This is a genomic window from Pseudomonas sp. SW-3 (assembly GCF_016615645.1).
GTDB classification, from domain to species: domain Bacteria; phylum Pseudomonadota; class Gammaproteobacteria; order Pseudomonadales; family Pseudomonadaceae; genus Aquipseudomonas; species Aquipseudomonas mandelii.
Map to the genome: position 1 here is coordinate 2,300,677 of NZ_CP067098.1, position 17,427 is coordinate 2,318,103.

The 17,427-nt window shown below is 61.3% G+C and carries 14 protein-coding genes; 5 read left to right on the plus strand and 9 right to left on the minus strand.

Annotated features, from left to right (window positions below):
* Window positions 1-158: 158 nt before the first annotated feature.
* Window positions 159-2,198, plus strand: a complete 2,040-nt coding sequence (locus JIO00_RS10235) for an oxidoreductase (protein WP_077749744.1) — start codon at window positions 159-161, stop codon at window positions 2,196-2,198.
* Window positions 2,199-2,388: 190 nt separating this feature from the next.
* The gene (locus JIO00_RS10240) at window positions 2,389-3,315 is read left to right on the plus strand and encodes a 1-aminocyclopropane-1-carboxylate deaminase/D-cysteine desulfhydrase (RefSeq protein ID WP_200668127.1); all 927 of its coding nucleotides are present in this window, start codon (window positions 2,389-2,391) and stop codon (window positions 3,313-3,315) included.
* A 28-nt stretch (window positions 3,316-3,343) separates the two neighbouring features.
* Here the strand turns inward: JIO00_RS10240 and JIO00_RS10245 are convergent, their stop codons facing one another.
* From JIO00_RS10245 to JIO00_RS10255, 3 genes are all read right to left on the minus strand, one after another.
* A complete protein-coding gene (locus JIO00_RS10245; RefSeq protein ID WP_083377193.1) occupies window positions 3,344-3,892 on the minus strand; it encodes a cytochrome b in 549 nt (182 codons plus the stop codon).
* Between the two features lie 187 nt (window positions 3,893-4,079).
* Window positions 4,080-4,907: a phosphonoacetaldehyde hydrolase gene (phnX, locus tag JIO00_RS10250; RefSeq protein WP_102593410.1), complete on the minus strand. Its 828-nt coding sequence runs from the start codon at window positions 4,905-4,907 to the stop codon at window positions 4,080-4,082.
* A gap of 125 nt (window positions 4,908-5,032) precedes the next feature.
* Window positions 5,033-6,142 (minus strand): 2-aminoethylphosphonate--pyruvate transaminase, encoded by a 1,110-nt coding sequence (locus JIO00_RS10255; RefSeq protein ID WP_200668128.1) that lies wholly within the window; start codon window positions 6,140-6,142, stop codon window positions 5,033-5,035.
* 115 nt (window positions 6,143-6,257) lie between these two features.
* Between JIO00_RS10255 and JIO00_RS10260 the strand changes: the two genes are divergently transcribed.
* Complete coding sequence (locus JIO00_RS10260) at window positions 6,258-7,121, plus strand: LysR substrate-binding domain-containing protein (protein ID WP_010458735.1); 864 nt, start codon at window positions 6,258-6,260, stop codon at window positions 7,119-7,121.
* Between the two features lie 120 nt (window positions 7,122-7,241).
* On the opposite strand, the gene JIO00_RS10265 is transcribed toward JIO00_RS10260, so the two are convergent.
* The gene (locus tag JIO00_RS10265; protein ID WP_145309556.1) at window positions 7,242-8,114 is read right to left on the minus strand and encodes a LysR family transcriptional regulator; all 873 of its coding nucleotides are present in this window, start codon (window positions 8,112-8,114) and stop codon (window positions 7,242-7,244) included.
* Window positions 8,115-8,383: 269 nt separating this feature from the next.
* Between JIO00_RS10265 and JIO00_RS10270 the strand changes: the two genes are divergently transcribed.
* Window positions 8,384-9,703: an MFS transporter gene (locus JIO00_RS10270; protein ID WP_083377191.1), complete on the plus strand. Its 1,320-nt coding sequence runs from the start codon at window positions 8,384-8,386 to the stop codon at window positions 9,701-9,703.
* A 164-nt stretch (window positions 9,704-9,867) separates the two neighbouring features.
* Here JIO00_RS10270 and JIO00_RS10275 read toward each other — a convergent pair whose 3' ends face one another.
* The gene (locus JIO00_RS10275) at window positions 9,868-11,175 is read right to left on the minus strand and encodes a type VI secretion system Vgr family protein (protein WP_200668129.1); all 1,308 of its coding nucleotides are present in this window, start codon (window positions 11,173-11,175) and stop codon (window positions 9,868-9,870) included.
* A 232-nt stretch (window positions 11,176-11,407) separates the two neighbouring features.
* On the opposite strand from JIO00_RS10275, the gene JIO00_RS10280 reads away from it, so the two are divergent.
* Window positions 11,408-12,115, plus strand: coding sequence for a YebC/PmpR family DNA-binding transcriptional regulator (locus JIO00_RS10280; RefSeq protein WP_010458744.1), 708 nt, complete (start codon window positions 11,408-11,410; stop codon window positions 12,113-12,115).
* A gap of 108 nt (window positions 12,116-12,223) precedes the next feature.
* On the opposite strand, the gene JIO00_RS10285 is transcribed toward JIO00_RS10280, so the two are convergent.
* From JIO00_RS10285 to JIO00_RS10300, 4 genes are all read right to left on the minus strand, one after another.
* A complete protein-coding gene (locus tag JIO00_RS10285) occupies window positions 12,224-13,540 on the minus strand; it encodes a leucine-rich repeat-containing protein kinase family protein (RefSeq protein WP_200668130.1) in 1,317 nt (438 codons plus the stop codon).
* 260 nt (window positions 13,541-13,800) lie between these two features.
* Window positions 13,801-14,847, minus strand: coding sequence for an ABC transporter substrate-binding protein (locus JIO00_RS10290; protein ID WP_077749751.1), 1,047 nt, complete (start codon window positions 14,845-14,847; stop codon window positions 13,801-13,803).
* Between the two features lie 18 nt (window positions 14,848-14,865).
* Entirely contained in the window at window positions 14,866-15,981 is a 1,116-nt protein-coding gene (locus tag JIO00_RS10295; RefSeq protein ID WP_010458750.1) for an NAD(P)/FAD-dependent oxidoreductase, read from the minus strand.
* Entirely contained in the window at window positions 15,978-17,333 is a 1,356-nt protein-coding gene (locus tag JIO00_RS10300; protein ID WP_077749752.1) for an FAD/NAD(P)-dependent oxidoreductase, read from the minus strand. Before JIO00_RS10300 ends, JIO00_RS10295 begins: the two co-directional genes overlap by 4 nt.
* Window positions 17,334-17,427: the final 94 nt, after the last annotated feature.

Here is a 17,427-nt window from a genome sequence, read left to right on the forward strand (position 1 = left end):
TGCTGACGCTTGCCAAGGGGCGCTGCACATTTGGATCAATAAGTTGTCAGTTTCGGTCATTGAGTGACGGGGGCGCGACTCTTAGTCTGTCCAACATGACTGACGGGGGCCGAAGAGCTCCTGCATTTTTTCCGTGATCGCTCGATGTGGAGTTACAAATGGCCGCCGCTCATTACCCGCACCTGTTGGCCCCGCTGGACCTGGGTTTCACCACGCTGCGCAACCGCACCCTGATGGGTTCGATGCACACCGGTCTTGAGGAAAAGCCTGGTGGTTTCGAACGCATGGCGGCGTACTTCGCCGAGCGTGCTCGCGGCGGTGTCGGCCTGATGGTCACCGGCGGCATTGGTCCGAACGATGAGGGCGGGGTGTATTCCGGCGCGGCCAAACTGACCACCGAGGAAGAAGCGCTCAAGCACCAGATCGTGACCCGTGCAGTGCACGAGGCGGGCGGCAAGATCTGCATGCAGATCCTCCACGCCGGTCGTTATGCCTACAGCCCGAAACAGGTAGCGCCGAGTGCCATTCAGGCGCCGATCAACCCGTTCAAGCCTAAAGAGCTGGACGAGGAAGGTATCGAGAAGCAGATCAGCGATTTCGTCACGTGCTCGACCCTGGCGCAAAAAGCCGAGTACGACGGCGTCGAGATCATGGGTTCGGAAGGTTATTTCATTAACCAGTTCCTCGCCGCCCACACCAACCACCGCACCGACCGTTGGGGGGGCAGCTACGAAAACCGTATGCGCCTGCCGGTGGAAATCGTCCGCCGTGTACGCGAAGCGGTCGGCCCGAACTTCATCATCATCTTCCGCCTGTCGATGCTCGACCTGGTGGAAGGCGGCAGCAGCTGGGAAGAGATCGTGACCCTGGCCAAAGCCATCGAGCAGGCTGGCGCGACCATCATCAACACCGGCATCGGCTGGCACGAAGCGCGGATTCCGACCATCGCCACCAAAGTGCCGCGTGCGGCGTTCAGCAAAGTCACGGCCAAGCTGCGTGGTTCGGTGAGCATTCCGTTGATCACCACCAACCGCATCAATACGCCAGAAGTGGCCGAGCAGATTCTGGCCGAAGGCGATGCCGACATGGTGTCCATGGCGCGGCCGTTCCTCGCCGACCCGGACTTCGTCAACAAGGCGGCCGCTGGCCGTGGCGACGAAATCAACACCTGCATCGGTTGCAACCAGGCATGCCTGGATCACACCTTCGGCGGCAAGTTGACCAGCTGCCTGGTGAACCCCCGTGCTTGCCATGAAACCGAGCTTAACTACCTGCCGGTGCAGCAGATCAAGAAAATCGCCGTGGTGGGTGCCGGTCCTGCGGGCCTGTCCGCAGCCACGGTGGCGGCCGAGCGTGGGCACTCGGTGACGCTGTTTGATTCGGCCAGCGAGATTGGTGGTCAGTTCAACATTGCCAAGCGTGTGCCGGGCAAGGAAGAGTTCGTCGAAACCCTGCGCTATTTCAACCGCAAACTGCAAACTACCAACGTCGAGGTGTGCCTGAACACCCGTGTCGACGTGGCGAAACTGGTTGAGGGCGGTTACGACGAAATCATCCTGGCCACCGGCATCGCCCCAAGAACCCCGGCGATTCCCGGCGTTGAAAACGCCAAGGTGCTGAGCTACCTGGACGTGATTCTCGAGCGTAAACCGGTGGGCAAGCGTGTCGCGGTAATTGGCGCAGGCGGTATCGGTTTCGACGTGTCGGAATTCCTGGTTCACCAAGGCGTTTCCACCAGTCTGGACCGCGATGCGTTCTGGAAGGAGTGGGGCATCGACACGCATCTTGAAGCGCGCGGCGGTGTTGCCGGCATCAAGGCTGAACCCCATGCGCCGGCTCGCGAGGTGTTCCTGCTGCAACGCAAGAAATCCAAAGTCGGCGACGGCCTGGGCAAAACCACGGGCTGGATTCATCGCACCGGTCTGAAGAACAAGCAGGTGCAGATGCTCAACAGCGTCGAATACTTGAAGATTGATGATGAAGGCCTGCACATCCGCATCGGCGAAACCGGTGAGCCGCAGGTGCTGCCGGTGGACAACATCGTGATCTGCGCCGGGCAGGATCCGCTGCGTGAATTGCAGGAGGGTCTGGTGGCTGCCGGGCAGAACGTGCATTTGATTGGTGGCGCGGACGTGGCGGCGGAGTTGGATGCCAAGCGCGCGATCAATCAGGGTTCGCGGTTGGCTGCTGAGTTGTAAGCAACTCAATCCCTGTGGCGAGGGAGCGTGCTCCCGTTGGAGTCCGAAGGACTCCCTCTATCAGCGATCGTGGTGTGTCAGGTTAATCACTGTCGCCAGTTTTGCGGCCGCTGCGCAGCCGAGCGGGAGCAAGCTCCCTCGCCACACATTGGCTGCTAAGATGCCGACTCTTCACCCAGAGCCGGCATTGATGCTTCTCCCTCCCAACGACTGGCTACCCCAAGCCCCGCTCCAGCCCCTTGACCTCGACTGGCTCACCACGGCCAGCATCGAAGTCGCCATCCTGCGTCTCGACCGGATTGACCCACTGATCAGCGGCAACAAGTGGTTCAAACTCATCGAACACCTCAACGCCGCTGACCGGATTGGCGCCCAAGGCATCATCAGCCTCGGCGGTGCCTACTCCAATCATCTGCATGCACTGGCAGCTGCCGGCAAACGTTTCGATTTCAAAACGGTCGGCCTGCTGCGCGGTCATCCGCTGGAAACACCGACGGTGAAAGACTTGCAAGCGTTCGGCATGCAGTTGCACTGGTTGGGTTATGGCGGTTATCGAGCGCGGCATGAAGCGGGTTTCTGGCTGCCCTGGCAGGTGCAATATCCCGACCTGTATCCGGTGCCTGAAGGGGGCGGCGGTCTTCGGGGGGCGCGGGGTTGCAGGCAGTTGAAGGCGATGGTCCTCGATCAACTCGGCGACCTGGGCTGGAGCGATTACGACGGTTGGTGGCTGGCTTGCGGAACCGGCACGACCCTGGCCGGCCTGACGCTGGCGGAGGCGGGCGAACACCCGGTGTATGGCGCGCTCGCGGTGCCCGACGATCATGGTGTGGCACAGCAGGTTGAATCGATTGTCCGAGAGGCGGGTAGTCATGACGTGGCTTACGAACTGTTCGATGCCAGCCGTGGTGGCTTTGCCAAAGTCGATCCTCTGCTGCTCAGTTTCATCGACCTGGCGGAACAGGCTTCGGGAGTTCCCCTCGAACCGCTGTACACCGGCAAGGCGCTGCTGATGCTCAAGCAGCAAGTCGAGGCTGGAACATTTGAAAAGGGCACACGGCTGATCTTCGTCCACACGGGCGGATTGCAGGGCTGTCGGGGGGACAGCTTGAAAACCTGAAGCCCCTCGCCACAGGGATCGGTGTTTTTCACCCGCGCTTGGGCATCATCCGCAGCAGCGTGTTATCGCGCACCACGTAGTGGTGATAAATCCCCGCCGCCGCGTGCAGGCCGATCAGCCAATAGCCGATGGTGCCGCCGAGTTCATGCCATTCCTCGATTTGCTTGGCCAGCGTCTTGTCCTCCGGGATCAGCAGCGGTAGGTCAACGCCATAAAACATCACCTGATGCCCCTTGGCGCTGGTCACCAGCCAACCGAGTATCGGCATCGCGATCATGAAAATGTACAGCGCCCAGTGCATCAGTCTGGCCAGCACGGTCTGCCAGCGGGGCGAGGCCGGGAAGATCTGTGGTGCCGGGCCCAGGCTGCGCGCGAACAACCGCAGCCAAACCAATACGAACACCGTCAAGCCGAGCATGAAGTGCGATTCGGTGATCAGCGTCCGGCCACCGCTCCCTTTGGGAAAGATCCCGCGAAATTCGATACAGGCGTAAACCAGCGCCAGCAGGACCAGCATCAACCAATGCAGCGTGATCGATACAGTGCTGTAGCGTGATTCGGAGTTCTTCCAGGGCATACGGTGTTCCTCACAGTCTGGTCAAAAAGCCCACCGTTCTTGTTCGACGGTGTTTTTAACTGTAAACCGCTTTGGTCGATTTGCCTGTGGCTGTTTGGGCATTCAATGCTCTGGCTCAAGTGATCGCCCAAAAAAAGCGCCAGTTCCGAAACGGAGCTGGCGCTTTTTTATGAATCAGTAAACGTTATCAACTGCTTTGTGGCATCTCACCCTTGGCCAGACGCTTGTTGATGTCGGCGATCACTTGCGGCAAGTCGGTGATGGTGTCGATCATGTAGTGCGGCCGCGAACCTTCGAACATCGCGTGGATGCGTTTGCGTTCACTGTCGAGTTGCTCGCTGCCCAAGGCGCGGAAACCTTTGTAATCCAGCCCCAGCGCGTTACCGGAGCAGATCAGCGCCACGGTCCACATGCCGGCGCGACGTCCTTCGAGAATACCCGGCACAGTGTCATCGATCTTCACGCAGGCCGCGACGTCGTCGATGCCCAGCGCAATCACGTTGGCCAAGGCCTGTGCCGGCCATGGACGGCCGTTAGGCACTTCGTCGGTGGCGACCACGTGATCGGCCACGTAACCGTTGGTGGCGGCCAGTTCGACCACCTTGTCCATGACCTGTTTCGGGTAGCCGGAGCAGGAGCCAATCTTGATCCCTTGCTGACGCAGGTTGGCGATGGTGTCGAGTGCACCCGGAATCAGCGCCGAGTGCTCGGCGATTTTCTCGATCTGCAGCGGCATGAAACGCTTGTAGATGGCAGTGACATCATCGTCGGTCGGGGTGCGGCCGAACACGGCGCGATAACGCTCGGCAACTTCCGGCTGATCACACAGGGTGCGAATGTGGTCCCACTTGCCCATGCCCATCGGCCCGCGGGCTTCTTCGATGGAGACCTGGACGTCGAACTCGGCGAAGGCTTCGACAAAAATCTGCGTCGGCGCGAACGAGCCGAAGTCGACCACGGTGCCGGCCCAGTCGAGGATGGCGGCCTGGAGTTTGGTTGGGTTATTGTAGTTCATGTGTTGTGTCCCTTGTAGGAGCGAGGCTTGCCCGCGAAGAACGATAATTCGGTGTGTTCGAAGAACCGCGTCGTCTGCATTCGCGGGCAAGCCTCGCTCCTACAGGATCAGCGGTGCCTGCTCATTCAGATTTCGAGGACTTCCATCTCGCGCAGTATTTCGGCGACCGCCGCTACCGCTGCGTGCATCTCGGCCTGGTTGACGTGTCCGATGCAGCCGACGCGGAAGGTTTCGACCTGGGTCAATTTGCCGGGGTAGAGGATGAAACCCTTGGCCTTGACGCGTTCGTAGAACTCCTTGAACTGATAGCGCGGGTCTTTCGGCGCGTGGAACGTGACAATGATCGGGGCCTGGATCGCGGCGGGCAGGAAGCTGCGCAAGCCGAGTTTGGCCATGTCATCGAGCAGCACCTGGCAGTTGTTGGCATAGCGCTGATGCCGCGCCGGCAAACCACCTTCTTCGTTGTATTGCAGCAAGGCTTCGTGCAGCGCGGCGACCACATGGGTGGGCGGCGTAAAGCGCCATTGGCCGGTCTTGGCCATGTAGGTGTGCTGGTCGAACAAATCCATCGCCAGCGAGTGCGAATTGCCAGCCGCCTTGGCCAGTGCGTCTTTGCGGGCAAAGACGAAACCCATGCCCGGTACGCCTTCCAGGCATTTGCCCGAGGCGGCGATCAGCGCGTCGAACGGCACCTGTTGCGCATCGATTGGCAGCGCGCCAAAGGAACTCATGGCGTCGATGATCAGGCGTTTGCCGTGTTGCGCAATGACGTGGGCAATCTCCGGCAGCGGATTGAGGATGCCGGTGCTGGTTTCGCAGTGAATCAGCGCAACGTGGGTAATGCTGGCATCGGCGTGCAGCAGACGGTCGACGTCGGCGGCGGTGGTCGGTTCGTCTTCGGCGGTTTCGAAGGTGCTGAAGGAGCGCCCGAGCACTTCGCAGATTTTCGCCAGGCGTTTGCCGTAGGCGCCGTTGATCAGCACCAGCACTTTGCCGTCGCGAGGCACCAGCGTGCCGATGGCCGCTTCGACCGCGAACGTACCGCTGCCTTGCAAGGGCACGCAGTGGTGGCTGTCGCCGCCGTTGATGATTGCCAGCAATTGCTCGCACAGGCTGGCGGTCAGTTGATTGAAGCGGTCATCCCATGAACCCCAGTCGACCATCATCGCCTGACGGGTGCGGGCCGAGGTGGTCAGTGGGCCGGGGGTGAGCAGGATTGGCTCGGCAGTGCTCATTCTTGTGTCCTCGCAAAAGCTCTCTGTGGGATGAAGCTACGGGGCATAAATTGCAATTTCGGGTGCTATCAATCAAATTGTTTGTTGTTATGCCAGCCATCAGTGAGAGTTATTCATGAACCTGTTCCAGCTTCGAGCCTTCGACGCCGTGGCCCGCGAAGGCAGCTTCACCCGTGCGGCCGAGCGGCTGTTCATCAGCCAACCGGCGGTCACCGGGCACATCAAGGCGTTGGAGGAGCATTATCAAATCACCTTGCTGCGCCGCACCGCGCGACGCGTGGAGCTGACGGAGGAGGGCACCAAGCTGGCGGCGATCACCCGGGCGATGTTTGGCCTGGCCGAAGAAGCGCAAGTGCTGCTGGAAGCGAATCGACAGTTGCTGACCGGGCGCCTGGAAGTCGCAGCGGACGGGCCGCACATGGTGATGCCGATGCTCGCCAGTCTGCGCGCGCGATACCCCGGAATTACCGTGAATCTGCGCTTGGGCAATGCTCAGGAAACCCTGGCAGCGTTGTTGTCCGAGCATGCCGACGTGGCGGTGTTGACTGAAGTCGAGCCGCGCAAAGGCCTGCATCTGCAAGCGTTGAGCGAATCACGGATTTGCGCGCTGGTGCCTGACAGTCATCCCTGGGCCAAGGCGTCCAAGGGCGTGAAGCTCAAGGAGCTGGATCAGGTGATCATGGTGTTGCGTGAGCCGAGTTCGATTACCCGGCGGACATTCGATGAAGCTTGCGCGTCGGCATCGGTCAACCCGAGGGTGTTGCTGGAGCTGGACAGTCGCGAGGCGGTGACCGAGGCCGTGGCCGCCGAGTTGGGGGTTGGCGTGGTGTCTTCGGTTGAGGTCAGTCATGACCCGCGGGTGGCGGCAGTGCCGATTTTGGGTGAAGGGTTGGTTAACCGGCACATGATCGGGTGCATGGAACGGCGGCGGGATTTGCGCTTGATTCGGGCGTTTTTTGAATTGGCGCCTATCCGATAAACCGAGGCGCGACCTTCGCGGGCAAGCCTCGCTCCCACAGGGGTTTATGCTGGCCGCAGATCTTGTATACGACGCATAACCTGTGGGAGCGAGGCTTGCCCGCGAAGAGGCCAGACCTGCCTACACCAGACTCTCGCGCACCATCTCCAGAAACGTCGCCACCACCCGCCGTGAACTTTGCTCGCGCAAGCACACCAGCGTCTCTGTCAATCGCCGTGTGCAATCGGTAATCGGCAACGCACACACCCGCGAATCCGCGCCAAACTCGGCGGCGGACACCACGCCCACCCCGATCCCCACGACCACCGCCTCACGCGCCGCTTCCCGGCCTTCAACCTGGATCGCCGGGCGGATGGAAAACCCGGCCTGGGCCATTTCCTCTTCCAGTGTCTGACGCGTCACCGAACCGATTTCCCGCAGCACCAGGGGCGTGTCGTGTAAATCCGCCAGGCAAATCGATTCGCGATTCGCCCACGGATGATTGTGTGAAACGAAGGCCACCATCGGGTCATTGCGCAGCGGCAGCGAGATCAGCCGCTCGTCACTCACATCCCGGCCGAGCAACGCCAGGTCGGCCTGATAGTTGAACAGGCGAAACAGAGATTCGTCGGTGTTGCCGGTTTCGATTTTTACGCTGATGCCGGGGTAGCGTTCACAGAAACGCGCAATCTGCGGCAGTACGTGCACCGGCGCATCCACCGCGAGAATCAGGCTGCCGGTCTGCAAGGCCCGGGAGTCATGCAAGAGCTCCTGCGCCTCGTCCTCGATGACGAACAGGCGCTGGGTAATGCTCAACAAGCGCTCGCCCAGATCCGTCAGGCGCACCGAGCGTTTGTTGCGGTGAAACAGCAACACCCCGAAGCGCTCTTCGAGCTTGCGCACTTGGTCGGAAATCGCCGGTTGCGTAAGAAAAAGCCGCTCGGCGGCTTTGGTAAAGCTTCCGTGGACGGCCACGGCGTGGAAGGCTTTGAGTTGGGCGTGGGAAACCGACATCGAAACCTCCAGTAACAAGTCGAGCCTATATTGGAAATACGATAAATCGATTTCACTTATTAATCAGTAATTGTTTTTATCGAACTGAGCCCCGGTGACTGATCAGTCGAACAGCGTCGGTGGCCATGAGCCTGCGCGTGCAGTTACAGGCCTCATCTGACCGGTATCGCCTCAGGGAAGCAGCGGTATCGAAGTGCTCAACAATAAAAAAACAGGCGTTATTTCTCAATTTCTGCCGGCACACTCACACCCTGAGGTCAGAAATCACAATGAACAACTCCATCGGCACCATCAAGCGGTGGCGCGTGCAGATCTTCGCGATCACCTGGCTCGCCTACGCCGCTTTCTACTTCACCCGCAAAGCCTTTTCCGTGGCCAAACTGGGGATCGCCGAAGACCCCACCTTCATGCTCGACAAAATGGCCATGGCCAACCTCGACGCCCTCTACCTGACCGCCTACGCCTTCGGTCAATTCACTTGGGGCATCCTCGCCGACCGCTTTGGCCCTCGGGTCGTGGTGCTTGGCGGATTGCTCATTTCCGCGGCGGCCGCCCTGGTGATGGGCAGTTTCGCGACGTTACCGATCTTTGCCACCTGCATGCTGATTCAAGGCCTGGCGCAGTCCACCGGATGGTCGGGGCTGTGCAAGAACATGGGCAGTTTTTTCCCTGCCCGGCAGCGCGGAAGGGTGCTGGGGCTGTGGAGTTCCTGTTACGCCTTTGGCGGTCTGGTGGCCTCGCCGTTTGCCGGCTGGTGGGCGTATACGCTCATCGGCAGCTGGCACGCGGCGTTCATTTCCAGTGCGGCGGTGGTTGGGCTGGTCGCCGTGCTGTTTTTTATTTTCCAGCGCAATAAACCGCAAGACGTCGGCTTGCCCGCAGTGGAGCCGGAACTGACAACGAAAGAGGCCTGCGCGCAAAGCAAGACCAGCGTGCTTGAACCGTTAAAGGAAATCCTGCGCAACCGCACGGTGCTGGTATTGGGCCTGGCGTATTTCCTGTTGAAACCGGCGCGCTACGCGATTCTGCTCTGGGGGCCGGTGATCGTCTTCGAGCAGATGCCCTCGGTGGGCAAAGTGGGCGCGGCAATCATTCCTACCGCGTTTGAACTGGCCGGGCTGCTGGGGCCGATCCTGCTCGGGCTGGCCTCGGACAAACTGTTCGGCGCCCGGCGCATGCCGGCCTGCGTGATCAGTCTGTTGGCATTGACCGTTTCCCTGGCGCTGTTCATGGGCGCTCTGCACACCGGCAGCGTGTTGTGGGTGGTGGCGCTGCTGTTTGTCATGGGCCTGACCTTGTACGGGCCGGATTCGATGATCAGCGGGGCGGCAGCGATTGATTTCGGCACCGCCAAGGCGGGCGCCACGGCCGCCGGGTTCGTCAACGGTTGCGGCTCGGTCGGGGCGATTCTCGGCGGATTGCTGCCGGGTTACTTCGACTCGGTCACCGTGTTCATCGTCTTCGCCGGCTGCGCATTGTTTTCCGCCCTGGTGCTGATCCCCCACTGGAACAGCCGTCCGACTGGCCTGCGCGTCGAAAGCGCTTCCGTGCCTAACCAGGCGATGACCGTAAAACCCCTGCGTACCTGAGGAAAAACCGATGAGTCCTTTCTGGCTGAAACAGGCGCTGGAGGCCTGGTCCTGCGTGCCGTAAAAACATACAGGAACCTGCAGGAGCGAAGCTTGCTCGCGAAAGCGCTGTGGATGTGCGCCTGACCAGGTTCGCGGCGGCTGGCAAGGCTGACAAGGGCTGATCAGTCCCGACGGTTGACCAGCCAATCGAGCAACAGAAGGCCATCGCTGCGTGGCTGGCGAGTGGGTCGAGGCGCTGGCGGGTTGCTCGCCGCCGCACACAACACAGGACGATCCGGGTCGCTGTCGAGAAAACTGATGAGCACGTCAGTGCCGGCGAGCGGCAGCCTGGACGGATCGATCCGACCGTCCGGCGCGGCGAGGGCCACGGGTAGCCAGAGGCCGGTGGATTCCTTGTCGTCGGCTTGCGCGGTGGGCCACAACCGGACCTCAATCCGCCCTTGAGCATCCAGCACCGCGGGTTGCCCGACAGCGCCCAGCACTCGCGCCTTCTGATAGCCCGGAATGCTCGGTCTGGCCTGTGTGAGCGCTGGCCGGAACACCGTGGACCACGGAATCGCGCTGAACTGATTGCTGTAACGCCGGAGCTTGTCGGTGTCCTCGGCGAGAATCGACGGCTGTCGGCCCTGATGCCGGATCTCGGTCAGCAGCCATTGATCGTTGAAGTTCGCGATGGGATGTTCCGACACTTGCACGATGCATCCGCCGCGCAAATCACTGTGATTGCTCTGCCCCTGAATCTGCCGATGCCTGCAGCGCAGCCGTTCCAGTGATCGACGACTCGATTGCTCGCGCTGGAGCTGTTGCGGTGCAGGCGAGGCATGGCGCTGGAACAACTCAGTGATCACCGGCACGCTGGCGGGGTCGGCCGTCTCGCCGTGAAAGGGCATCAGCAGCGGTTCCTGGGGAAAGCTCAGGCTGTCATCCGCCAACACCAGCACATGGCCGTCGTGCTGATGTTCGAAGTGATAGTGGATGCCTTCTTCTTCGCAGAGCCGTTGCAGGAACGCCAGGTCGGTCTCATCAAACTGAATGCAGAACGGTCGCACCGCATAGCGTCCGTTGGGCAGTTCAAAACGGAAGCTGTCTTCGGCGATCGCGTTTTCGCTGAGCAACTGACGCAGGATGGCGGGCGCGTCGAGTTGATGAAAAACCCGACGGCAAGGGTGTCGGTCCAGTTGCTGCAACCACGGCACCAGCACCAGATGGTAGCCGATTCGGTGCGGGCCACGGTGCTCGCGACTGGCGCTGTGCAAGATGCCGTGAATGCCGGTGTCACCCCTCAGGCTCAGGAACGCCGGTTGCTGAAGCAACTGCTCGAGGTTCATGGCGGGTGCCAGGCCGATTACTTCGATCTCGAAACGATAGGGCTGGTTGAGACTTTCTCGGCCACTGAACTGCAACACCTGCAGAGTCAATCCACTGTCCAGGAGGGTTAGGGTGTAGGGACTTTCCTTGTCGTTGTGCATCGAACGCGCTTCTGCCATGGAATATGGGCGCAGAGGGTACGAAACCACGGACCTTTATGGTCACCGCAAGTGAACATTTCAGAATCGCCCTACAACCGCCGGTGAAGAAGTCGATTGGTCATGCCGGTGAGCCGGGGTGGATTTTTTGGTCGATTGCCAACTTTAGGCCGTATAAACTTGCGCAAAGCGTCGGCCAATAGATGTCTCGGCGCCACAGATAAGAGAGTGAGTAATGGGCGCACAGTGGAAGGTTAAACACAAAGAAGCGGCATCTAACGCCAAGGGCAAGATCTTCGGCAAACTGGTGAAAGAAATCACTATTGCTGCCCGCAACGGTGCCGATACCGCCACCAACGCACACCTGCGTCTGGTGGTCGAGCAGGCGAAAAAAGCCTCGATGCCCAAGGAAACCCTGGATCGTGCGATCAAGAAAGGCGCGGGTCTGTTGGGCGAAACCGTGCAATACCATCGTGTGACGTATGAAGGTTTCGCTCCGCATCAGGTGCCGCTGATCGTTGAATGCGTCACAGACAACATCAACCGCACCGTCGCGGAAATCCGCGTGGCTTTCCGCAAGGGCCAGTTGGGCGCTTCCGGTTCGGTATCGTGGGACTTCAACCATGTGGGCATGATCGAAGCGTCTCCGGACAGCCCTGACGCCGATCCGGAAATGGCTGCGATTGAAGCCGGAGCCCAGGATTTCGAGCCAGGAGACGAAGAGGGCACGACCCTGTTCCTGACCGACCCTGCGGACCTGGACGCCGTTCAGAAAGCGCTGCCTGAGCAAGGTTTTACCGTGTTGTCGGCCAAGTTGGGGTATCAGCCAAAAAACCCGGTAAGCGGTTTGAGCGATGAGCAGATGGCTGAAGTCGAGGCGTTCCTGGAAGGCCTCGATAACCATGATGATGTGCAGGATATGTTTGTGGGTTTGGCGGGTTAAACCGAGCCGGTTGTAATTCTATTTGTGGCGAGGGAGCTTGCTCCCGCTCGGCTGCGCCGTCCAGCGGGAGCAAGCTCCCTCGCCACAGGTTTTGTACTTGCCTTTAGCTCAGTTGAACGCGGCTAACGCCTGTCCTATCTCACTGAACCCCGGCCGCGCCAGCACCTGCGGCTGGCAGCAGCGCTGCTGCAACGCCTCCAGCTGCAAACGCCTTTCATCACTCAACCCCGAGTCGATCCGCTCCAGCAATTCCCCCAGCAACACCCCGAATGCCCGCACTTCGATCCGTTGCAGCGCACGGCTTTCAAGGCTGTCGCACGTCGCATGGAAAGACGCCGCGCCAAAGTCCCCCAACAGACAATTACCGTGCTCGTTGCACAAAATATTGTGGCCATAGAGATCGCCATGGGTGATGCCCTGGTGATGCAGATGCTCGGCCACCGAGGCGATTGCGCGGGCCATGCGCAGTGCTACGTGCGCACTGAAACGGGTGCCATCGGCATAGACGTCACGGGTACAGGACGCCAGGCTCGGCAGCCCGGCCAGGTTGCGATAACTCGGATCAATCAGTTGCATCACCAGCCCGGCCTGCTCTTCGGGATGCCCGATGATTCGGCCTTCGACCCGGATCAGATTGGGGTGAAGACCGGCGGTAATGCAGGCGTTCATTTCGTGCAGCGGTGAACCGTCGCTGGTCATTTCGCCTTTGTAGAGTTTGACCGCAACCTGGGTGGCCGGTTGACCCGGTTGCTCCCACGCTGCCCGATGAATCACTCCCGAAGCACCTTCGCCCAGCTGTTGCTCCAGGCGCAGCTCGGACCACGCAATACTCGCCGTGGCATCGAGGGCTGCGGCATCGGCTTCGGTTTCCAGCGGATTACCGGCATAGGCCAGCCAGGTCAGGCTTGGCAGGGTCAGCAGCCACTCGGGCAGCTCAGTCAGTTGATTGGCGGCGATGCGGATCAGTTCGAGTCGATGGCATTGGCTCAGGCTTTCGGGCAGGCGCTGCAAGCGATTGCCGGCGAGCATGAGTTTTTGCAGGTGTGGGCGCTGGCCCAGCTCGGCGGGCAATTCACTGAGGCGGTTATCGGTCAGGATCAGCCAACGCAGCAATGGCGGCAGGGCAGCGGCGGGCACCGTCTCGATGGCATTGGCCTTGAAGCCGATCATCGTCAATGCGGTGCATTGGCCGAGGCACGCGGGCAGTTCGGTGAACAGGTTGTCCGAGCAAAACAGCACGCGCAAGCGGGTCAGGCGGTGCAGATCATCTGGCAGCCGGCTCAAGGCGTTGCCGCTGAGGTTGAGCACTTCGAGCGAGTCCGCCAGGTCGAAGATTTCTCGCGGAAATTCAGTCAGGCCGCAGGCCAGGTCCAGGCGGGTGATACCTGTCAGTTGACCGGCGCGCAGTTGGGCAAGGGTATCCATGGGCGGGTTCGCTATTGATCGAGGGGAGGGCGCGGGGGCTTGGAAATGGGCGACATGATAGCGGTAAAGGTGTGCAGCCGGTGCTGCAACACACAATTTACGGCGGCCCGACTTTCACCAACCGTGTGCAATAAACCTTCCGACGGATAATGGGCGGTCGCCCGTTGGGCTGCTTCGCAGTCCAACGGGGTGATGCGGCGTTCCGACAAGCTAACTCGCCGCAGGGGTGTGGTGTACGGCAGATTCTGTTGGGTCAGTCACTACCGCTCGATACTGCGATTCCACCGTGCATTCCACGCCGGGCGCTGCTCATTGACCTGGTCCCAGTCAACGGCAATCGCGGTGGTCAGGTACTGCTTCATCGCCTCGACCTGACCCCGGGTTTTATCGGTGGTCGGCGTATTCGGGTTGGACGGGATCTGGTCGCCATCCTCCAGCGCCGTGGCCTGGGCTTGCGGCGTCAGCAAAAACGCAGCGAGTTTCTGTGCCAGTTCCGGCTGCGTGTTGTTGGCGATGGCGCACTCGGCCACGTTGAGCACCACGGCGCCTTCCTTGGGCTGCGCGTATTCCACCGGCATGCCTTTGAGTTTCAGCGCAGTGACTTGGGTCGGGGTCAGCGGGAACAGCGCGGCTTCGTCGGTCTGGAGCATTTCGGAAATCTTCGCCGAGCTCGGAATGTATTCCAGCACGTTGCGGCCGACAGTGTTCGGCCAGGCCTTGAAGCCCGGCTCGACGTCGGTTTCGCTGCCGCCCTGAATCCGGTTGAACATCAGGAAGCCATGCAGGCCGAAGGTCGAGGAGGCCATCGACTGGAACACCAGCTTGTCCTTGAAGCGCGGGTCGGCCATGTCCATCCACGAGGTCGGCGCCGCCCAGCCTTTTTCCTTGAACAGACGCGTGTTGTACGCCAGCCCGGTCACGCCGAGGCTGACCGCCACCGCTTGATCCTTGATGCGACCCTTGGCCGGAATCTGCGCCAGCGGTGCGCTGTCTTCGAGTTTGTCGCACAAGCCCATGGCGATGGCGCGGTACATGATGCCGTCGTCGAGGAACATCACGTGCATCTGCGGGTTGCCTTTGCTGGCCTGGACCTTGGCCAGGATATCGGCGGAAGTCCCCGGTACGATCACCACTTTGACGTTGTTGGCTTTCTCGAACACCGGCAGCACCTTGTCGGCGTAGAGCCGCTCCATGGTCCCGCCGTTCATGCCGAGATAAAGCGTGGGTTCGGCCTGTGCCTGGGTGACCGTGAGCAGGGCAGTCAGACAGGAGAAACCGAGCAGTGCAGTGCGTTTGACGTTATTCATTGGCGCGACCTTCCTCTATCAAGCAACGGAGATGGAGTGAAACCGGGTGATGGAAAACGCATCCAGTGGCGTCTTGGAGGCGCCACTGCAGATGATCTCGGTGAGCGCCTGGCCCACCGCAGGACCGATCTGGAAACCCGCACCGGCAAAGCCGAAGGCGTGCAACAGACCGGGTTGAGTGCTGCTATGACCGATCACCGGTTGGCGATCAGGCAAGTAGCCTTCGGTACCGCTCCAGGTGCGAATCGCCTGGGCGCCTTGAAGAAACGGGTAGAGTTCGACGGCCTGGCGCAGGATCTCGATCACGGCGTGTTGGCCGGGGCGTGCGCGCGCGTCATCGAGGGCAAAACCCTGGCCGCCACCGAGCACGCAATTGCCACGTGCCACCTGACGCGCATAGATGCCGCCACCCTCGACGCCGGTGCTGGCATTCATCACCCATGGCAACGGCTCGGTGACCAGCATCGCCGGGTGGCCGGCGTGCATCGGCACCGCTTCGCCGAATTGTTCAGCCAGGCGTCCGGCCCAGGCCCCGGCGCAGTTCAGCAGCCAGGGCGCGTGCAATTCGAGGCCGGTTTGCGTGCGGACGCGAAAGCGCTGACCGTCGTGTTCTACCGCTGTGACGGCGCATTGTTCATGGACTTGCGCGCCGTGCCGACGGGCCGTTTGAGCAAAGGCGGGGGACACCAGGCGCGGGTTGGCGTGGCCGTCGTCCGGGCAAAACGATGCGCCGGCCGCGACGTCGCCGACCCACGGAAACCGCGCGCGCAATTGATGGCGGTCGAGCAGCTGCAAATCGAGGCCGAAGCCTTGGCTGCTGACGGCATAGTGCTGCAAGGCGTTCAGGTCGTTGAGGCTGCGGGCCAGTTTCAAGTGACCGCTGCGTTGATATTCGCCGTCGATGCCGATCAGTTGCGGCAACTGTCCCCAGAGCTCGTGGGCCCGTTGCGACAGCGGCAATTGCGACAGTGGGCGCCCCTGACGCCGAACACCGCCGTAGTTCACGCCGCTGGAATGCGAGCCGCAAAAGTCACGCTCCAGCAGTGCAACACGCCGGCCGGCCTTGCTCAGGAACAGCGCGGCCGAGGCCCCGACAATGCCGCCGCCAATGATCACTGCATCGACTTCGATCATGCCTCGACCTCCAGGCCAAACGGCAGTGGTTTGATCGGCGCCTGCGCCCGCAAGCGACCGATGTCCGAGACCGGGCGCCGGCTTTCGCAGGCGATGATTTCCGCCGCTGCGGCGCCGCACATGCGCCCCTGACAACGGCCCATGCCAATGCGGCAATGCGCCTTGACCCGATTGATTTCCCAGTGACCTTCGCGCACCACCTGGCGGATGTCGCCGGCCAGCACTTCTTCGCAACGGCAGACGATCACCTCATCGGCGGTTTCGCTGGCCCAGTGCTCGGGGAAGGCGAAGGCGCGCTCCAGTCCGTTGCGGAATTCGCCGATGCGCTGCAGGGCGCGTTCAAGGTGGTCGGGATGTTTTGGCGGAATCAGGTAACCGATGTCTTCGAGCAACGCCAGCGCCGCCCGTTCGCCCGCCATTTCAGCGGCGTCGGCGCCCATGATGCCGGCGCCATCACCGGCCAGATAAACCTCGGCGACACTGCTGCGACCGGCGGGGTCACGTTGCGGTAGCCAGGCGCGGTTGAGTGGGTTCCAGGCGAATTCACAGCCGAGCAAATCGGCGAGTTGGGTTTCACTGCGCAGGCCGTGGGCGAAAGCAACGGCGTCGCAATCGAGCAGATGTTCGCCTTTGGCGTTGGACCAATCCACTGATTGCACGCGCTGTTCGCCATTGATGCGTTTGAGGGTTGCGCCCTGATGCACCGGGATGCCGTGGGCGGTCAGCCAGCTGCGGTAATAAATGCCTTTGGCGAGTGTGGCCGGTTGCGACAGCAGGCCGGGCAGGGCGCGGGCCTGAGCGCTGAAGGGTGAGCTGTCGAGCACCGCGAGCACTTTCGCACCGGCCTTGGCGTATTGATACGCCACCAGGTACAGCAATGGGCCGCTGCCAGCGAACACCACCCGCTCACCGATGGCGCAGCCCTGAAACTTGAGCGCGATCTGCGCTGCGCCAAGGCTGTAGACACCCGGTAGCGTCCAGCCTGACACCGGCAGAATCCGGTCGGTGGCCCCCGTGGCGACGATCACTCGGGAGAATTCCAGTCGTGAGGCTCGGCCCTCATGCACCGTGTCCAGCGCACCGTCTTCGGCGTTCCACACCAGCGTCTCGGGGCGGTAGTCGAGTTGCCCGCGTAGCGTGTCGATCGTTTGATGCAAGGCACTGGCCTTGCGCGCTTCAAAGCCGTACAGCTTGACCGCCGAGCGCTTGAAATTCTCCGGCTGACGTCGATAAATCTGCCCGCCACCGCGCGCCGCTTCGTCCAGCAGCACCGGACGAACACCATGCGCCACCAACGTCTGCGCCGCACGAATCCCGGCCGGGCCTGCACCAATGATGACCACAGCCTTCATACCCACCTCATCCATGAGCACTGCAAATCCCCTGTGGGAGCGAGCCTGCTCGCGATGGTGGCGGCACATTCAACAGATGTGTTGGCGGACAAAC

Coding starts and splice junctions, on each gene's coding strand:
- JIO00_RS10235 (WP_077749744.1), top strand. CDS start 159: ATGGCCGCCGCTCATTACCCGCACCTGTTGGCCCCGCTGGACCTGGGT.
- JIO00_RS10290 (WP_077749751.1), bottom strand. CDS start 14,847: ATGAATAACGTCAAACGCACTGCACTGCTCGGTTTCTCCTGTCTGACT.
- JIO00_RS10245 (WP_083377193.1), bottom strand. CDS start 3,892: ATGCCCTGGAAGAACTCCGAATCACGCTACAGCACTGTATCGATCACG.
- JIO00_RS10295 (WP_010458750.1), bottom strand. CDS start 15,981: ATGATCGAAGTCGATGCAGTGATCATTGGCGGCGGCATTGTCGGGGCC.
- JIO00_RS10255 (WP_200668128.1), bottom strand. CDS start 6,142: ATGAGCACTGCCGAGCCAATCCTGCTCACCCCCGGCCCACTGACCACC.
- phnX (WP_102593410.1), bottom strand. CDS start 4,907: ATGAACTACAATAACCCAACCAAACTCCAGGCCGCCATCCTCGACTGG.
- JIO00_RS10270 (WP_083377191.1), top strand. CDS start 8,384: ATGAACAACTCCATCGGCACCATCAAGCGGTGGCGCGTGCAGATCTTC.
- JIO00_RS10280 (WP_010458744.1), top strand. CDS start 11,408: ATGGGCGCACAGTGGAAGGTTAAACACAAAGAAGCGGCATCTAACGCC.
- JIO00_RS10240 (WP_200668127.1), top strand. CDS start 2,389: ATGCTTCTCCCTCCCAACGACTGGCTACCCCAAGCCCCGCTCCAGCCC.
- JIO00_RS10300 (WP_077749752.1), bottom strand. CDS start 17,333: ATGAAGGCTGTGGTCATCATTGGTGCAGGCCCGGCCGGGATTCGTGCG.
- JIO00_RS10260 (WP_010458735.1), top strand. CDS start 6,258: ATGAACCTGTTCCAGCTTCGAGCCTTCGACGCCGTGGCCCGCGAAGGC.
- JIO00_RS10265 (WP_145309556.1), bottom strand. CDS start 8,114: ATGTCGGTTTCCCACGCCCAACTCAAAGCCTTCCACGCCGTGGCCGTC.
- JIO00_RS10275 (WP_200668129.1), bottom strand. CDS start 11,175: ATGCACAACGACAAGGAAAGTCCCTACACCCTAACCCTCCTGGACAGT.
- JIO00_RS10285 (WP_200668130.1), bottom strand. CDS start 13,540: ATGGATACCCTTGCCCAACTGCGCGCCGGTCAACTGACAGGTATCACC.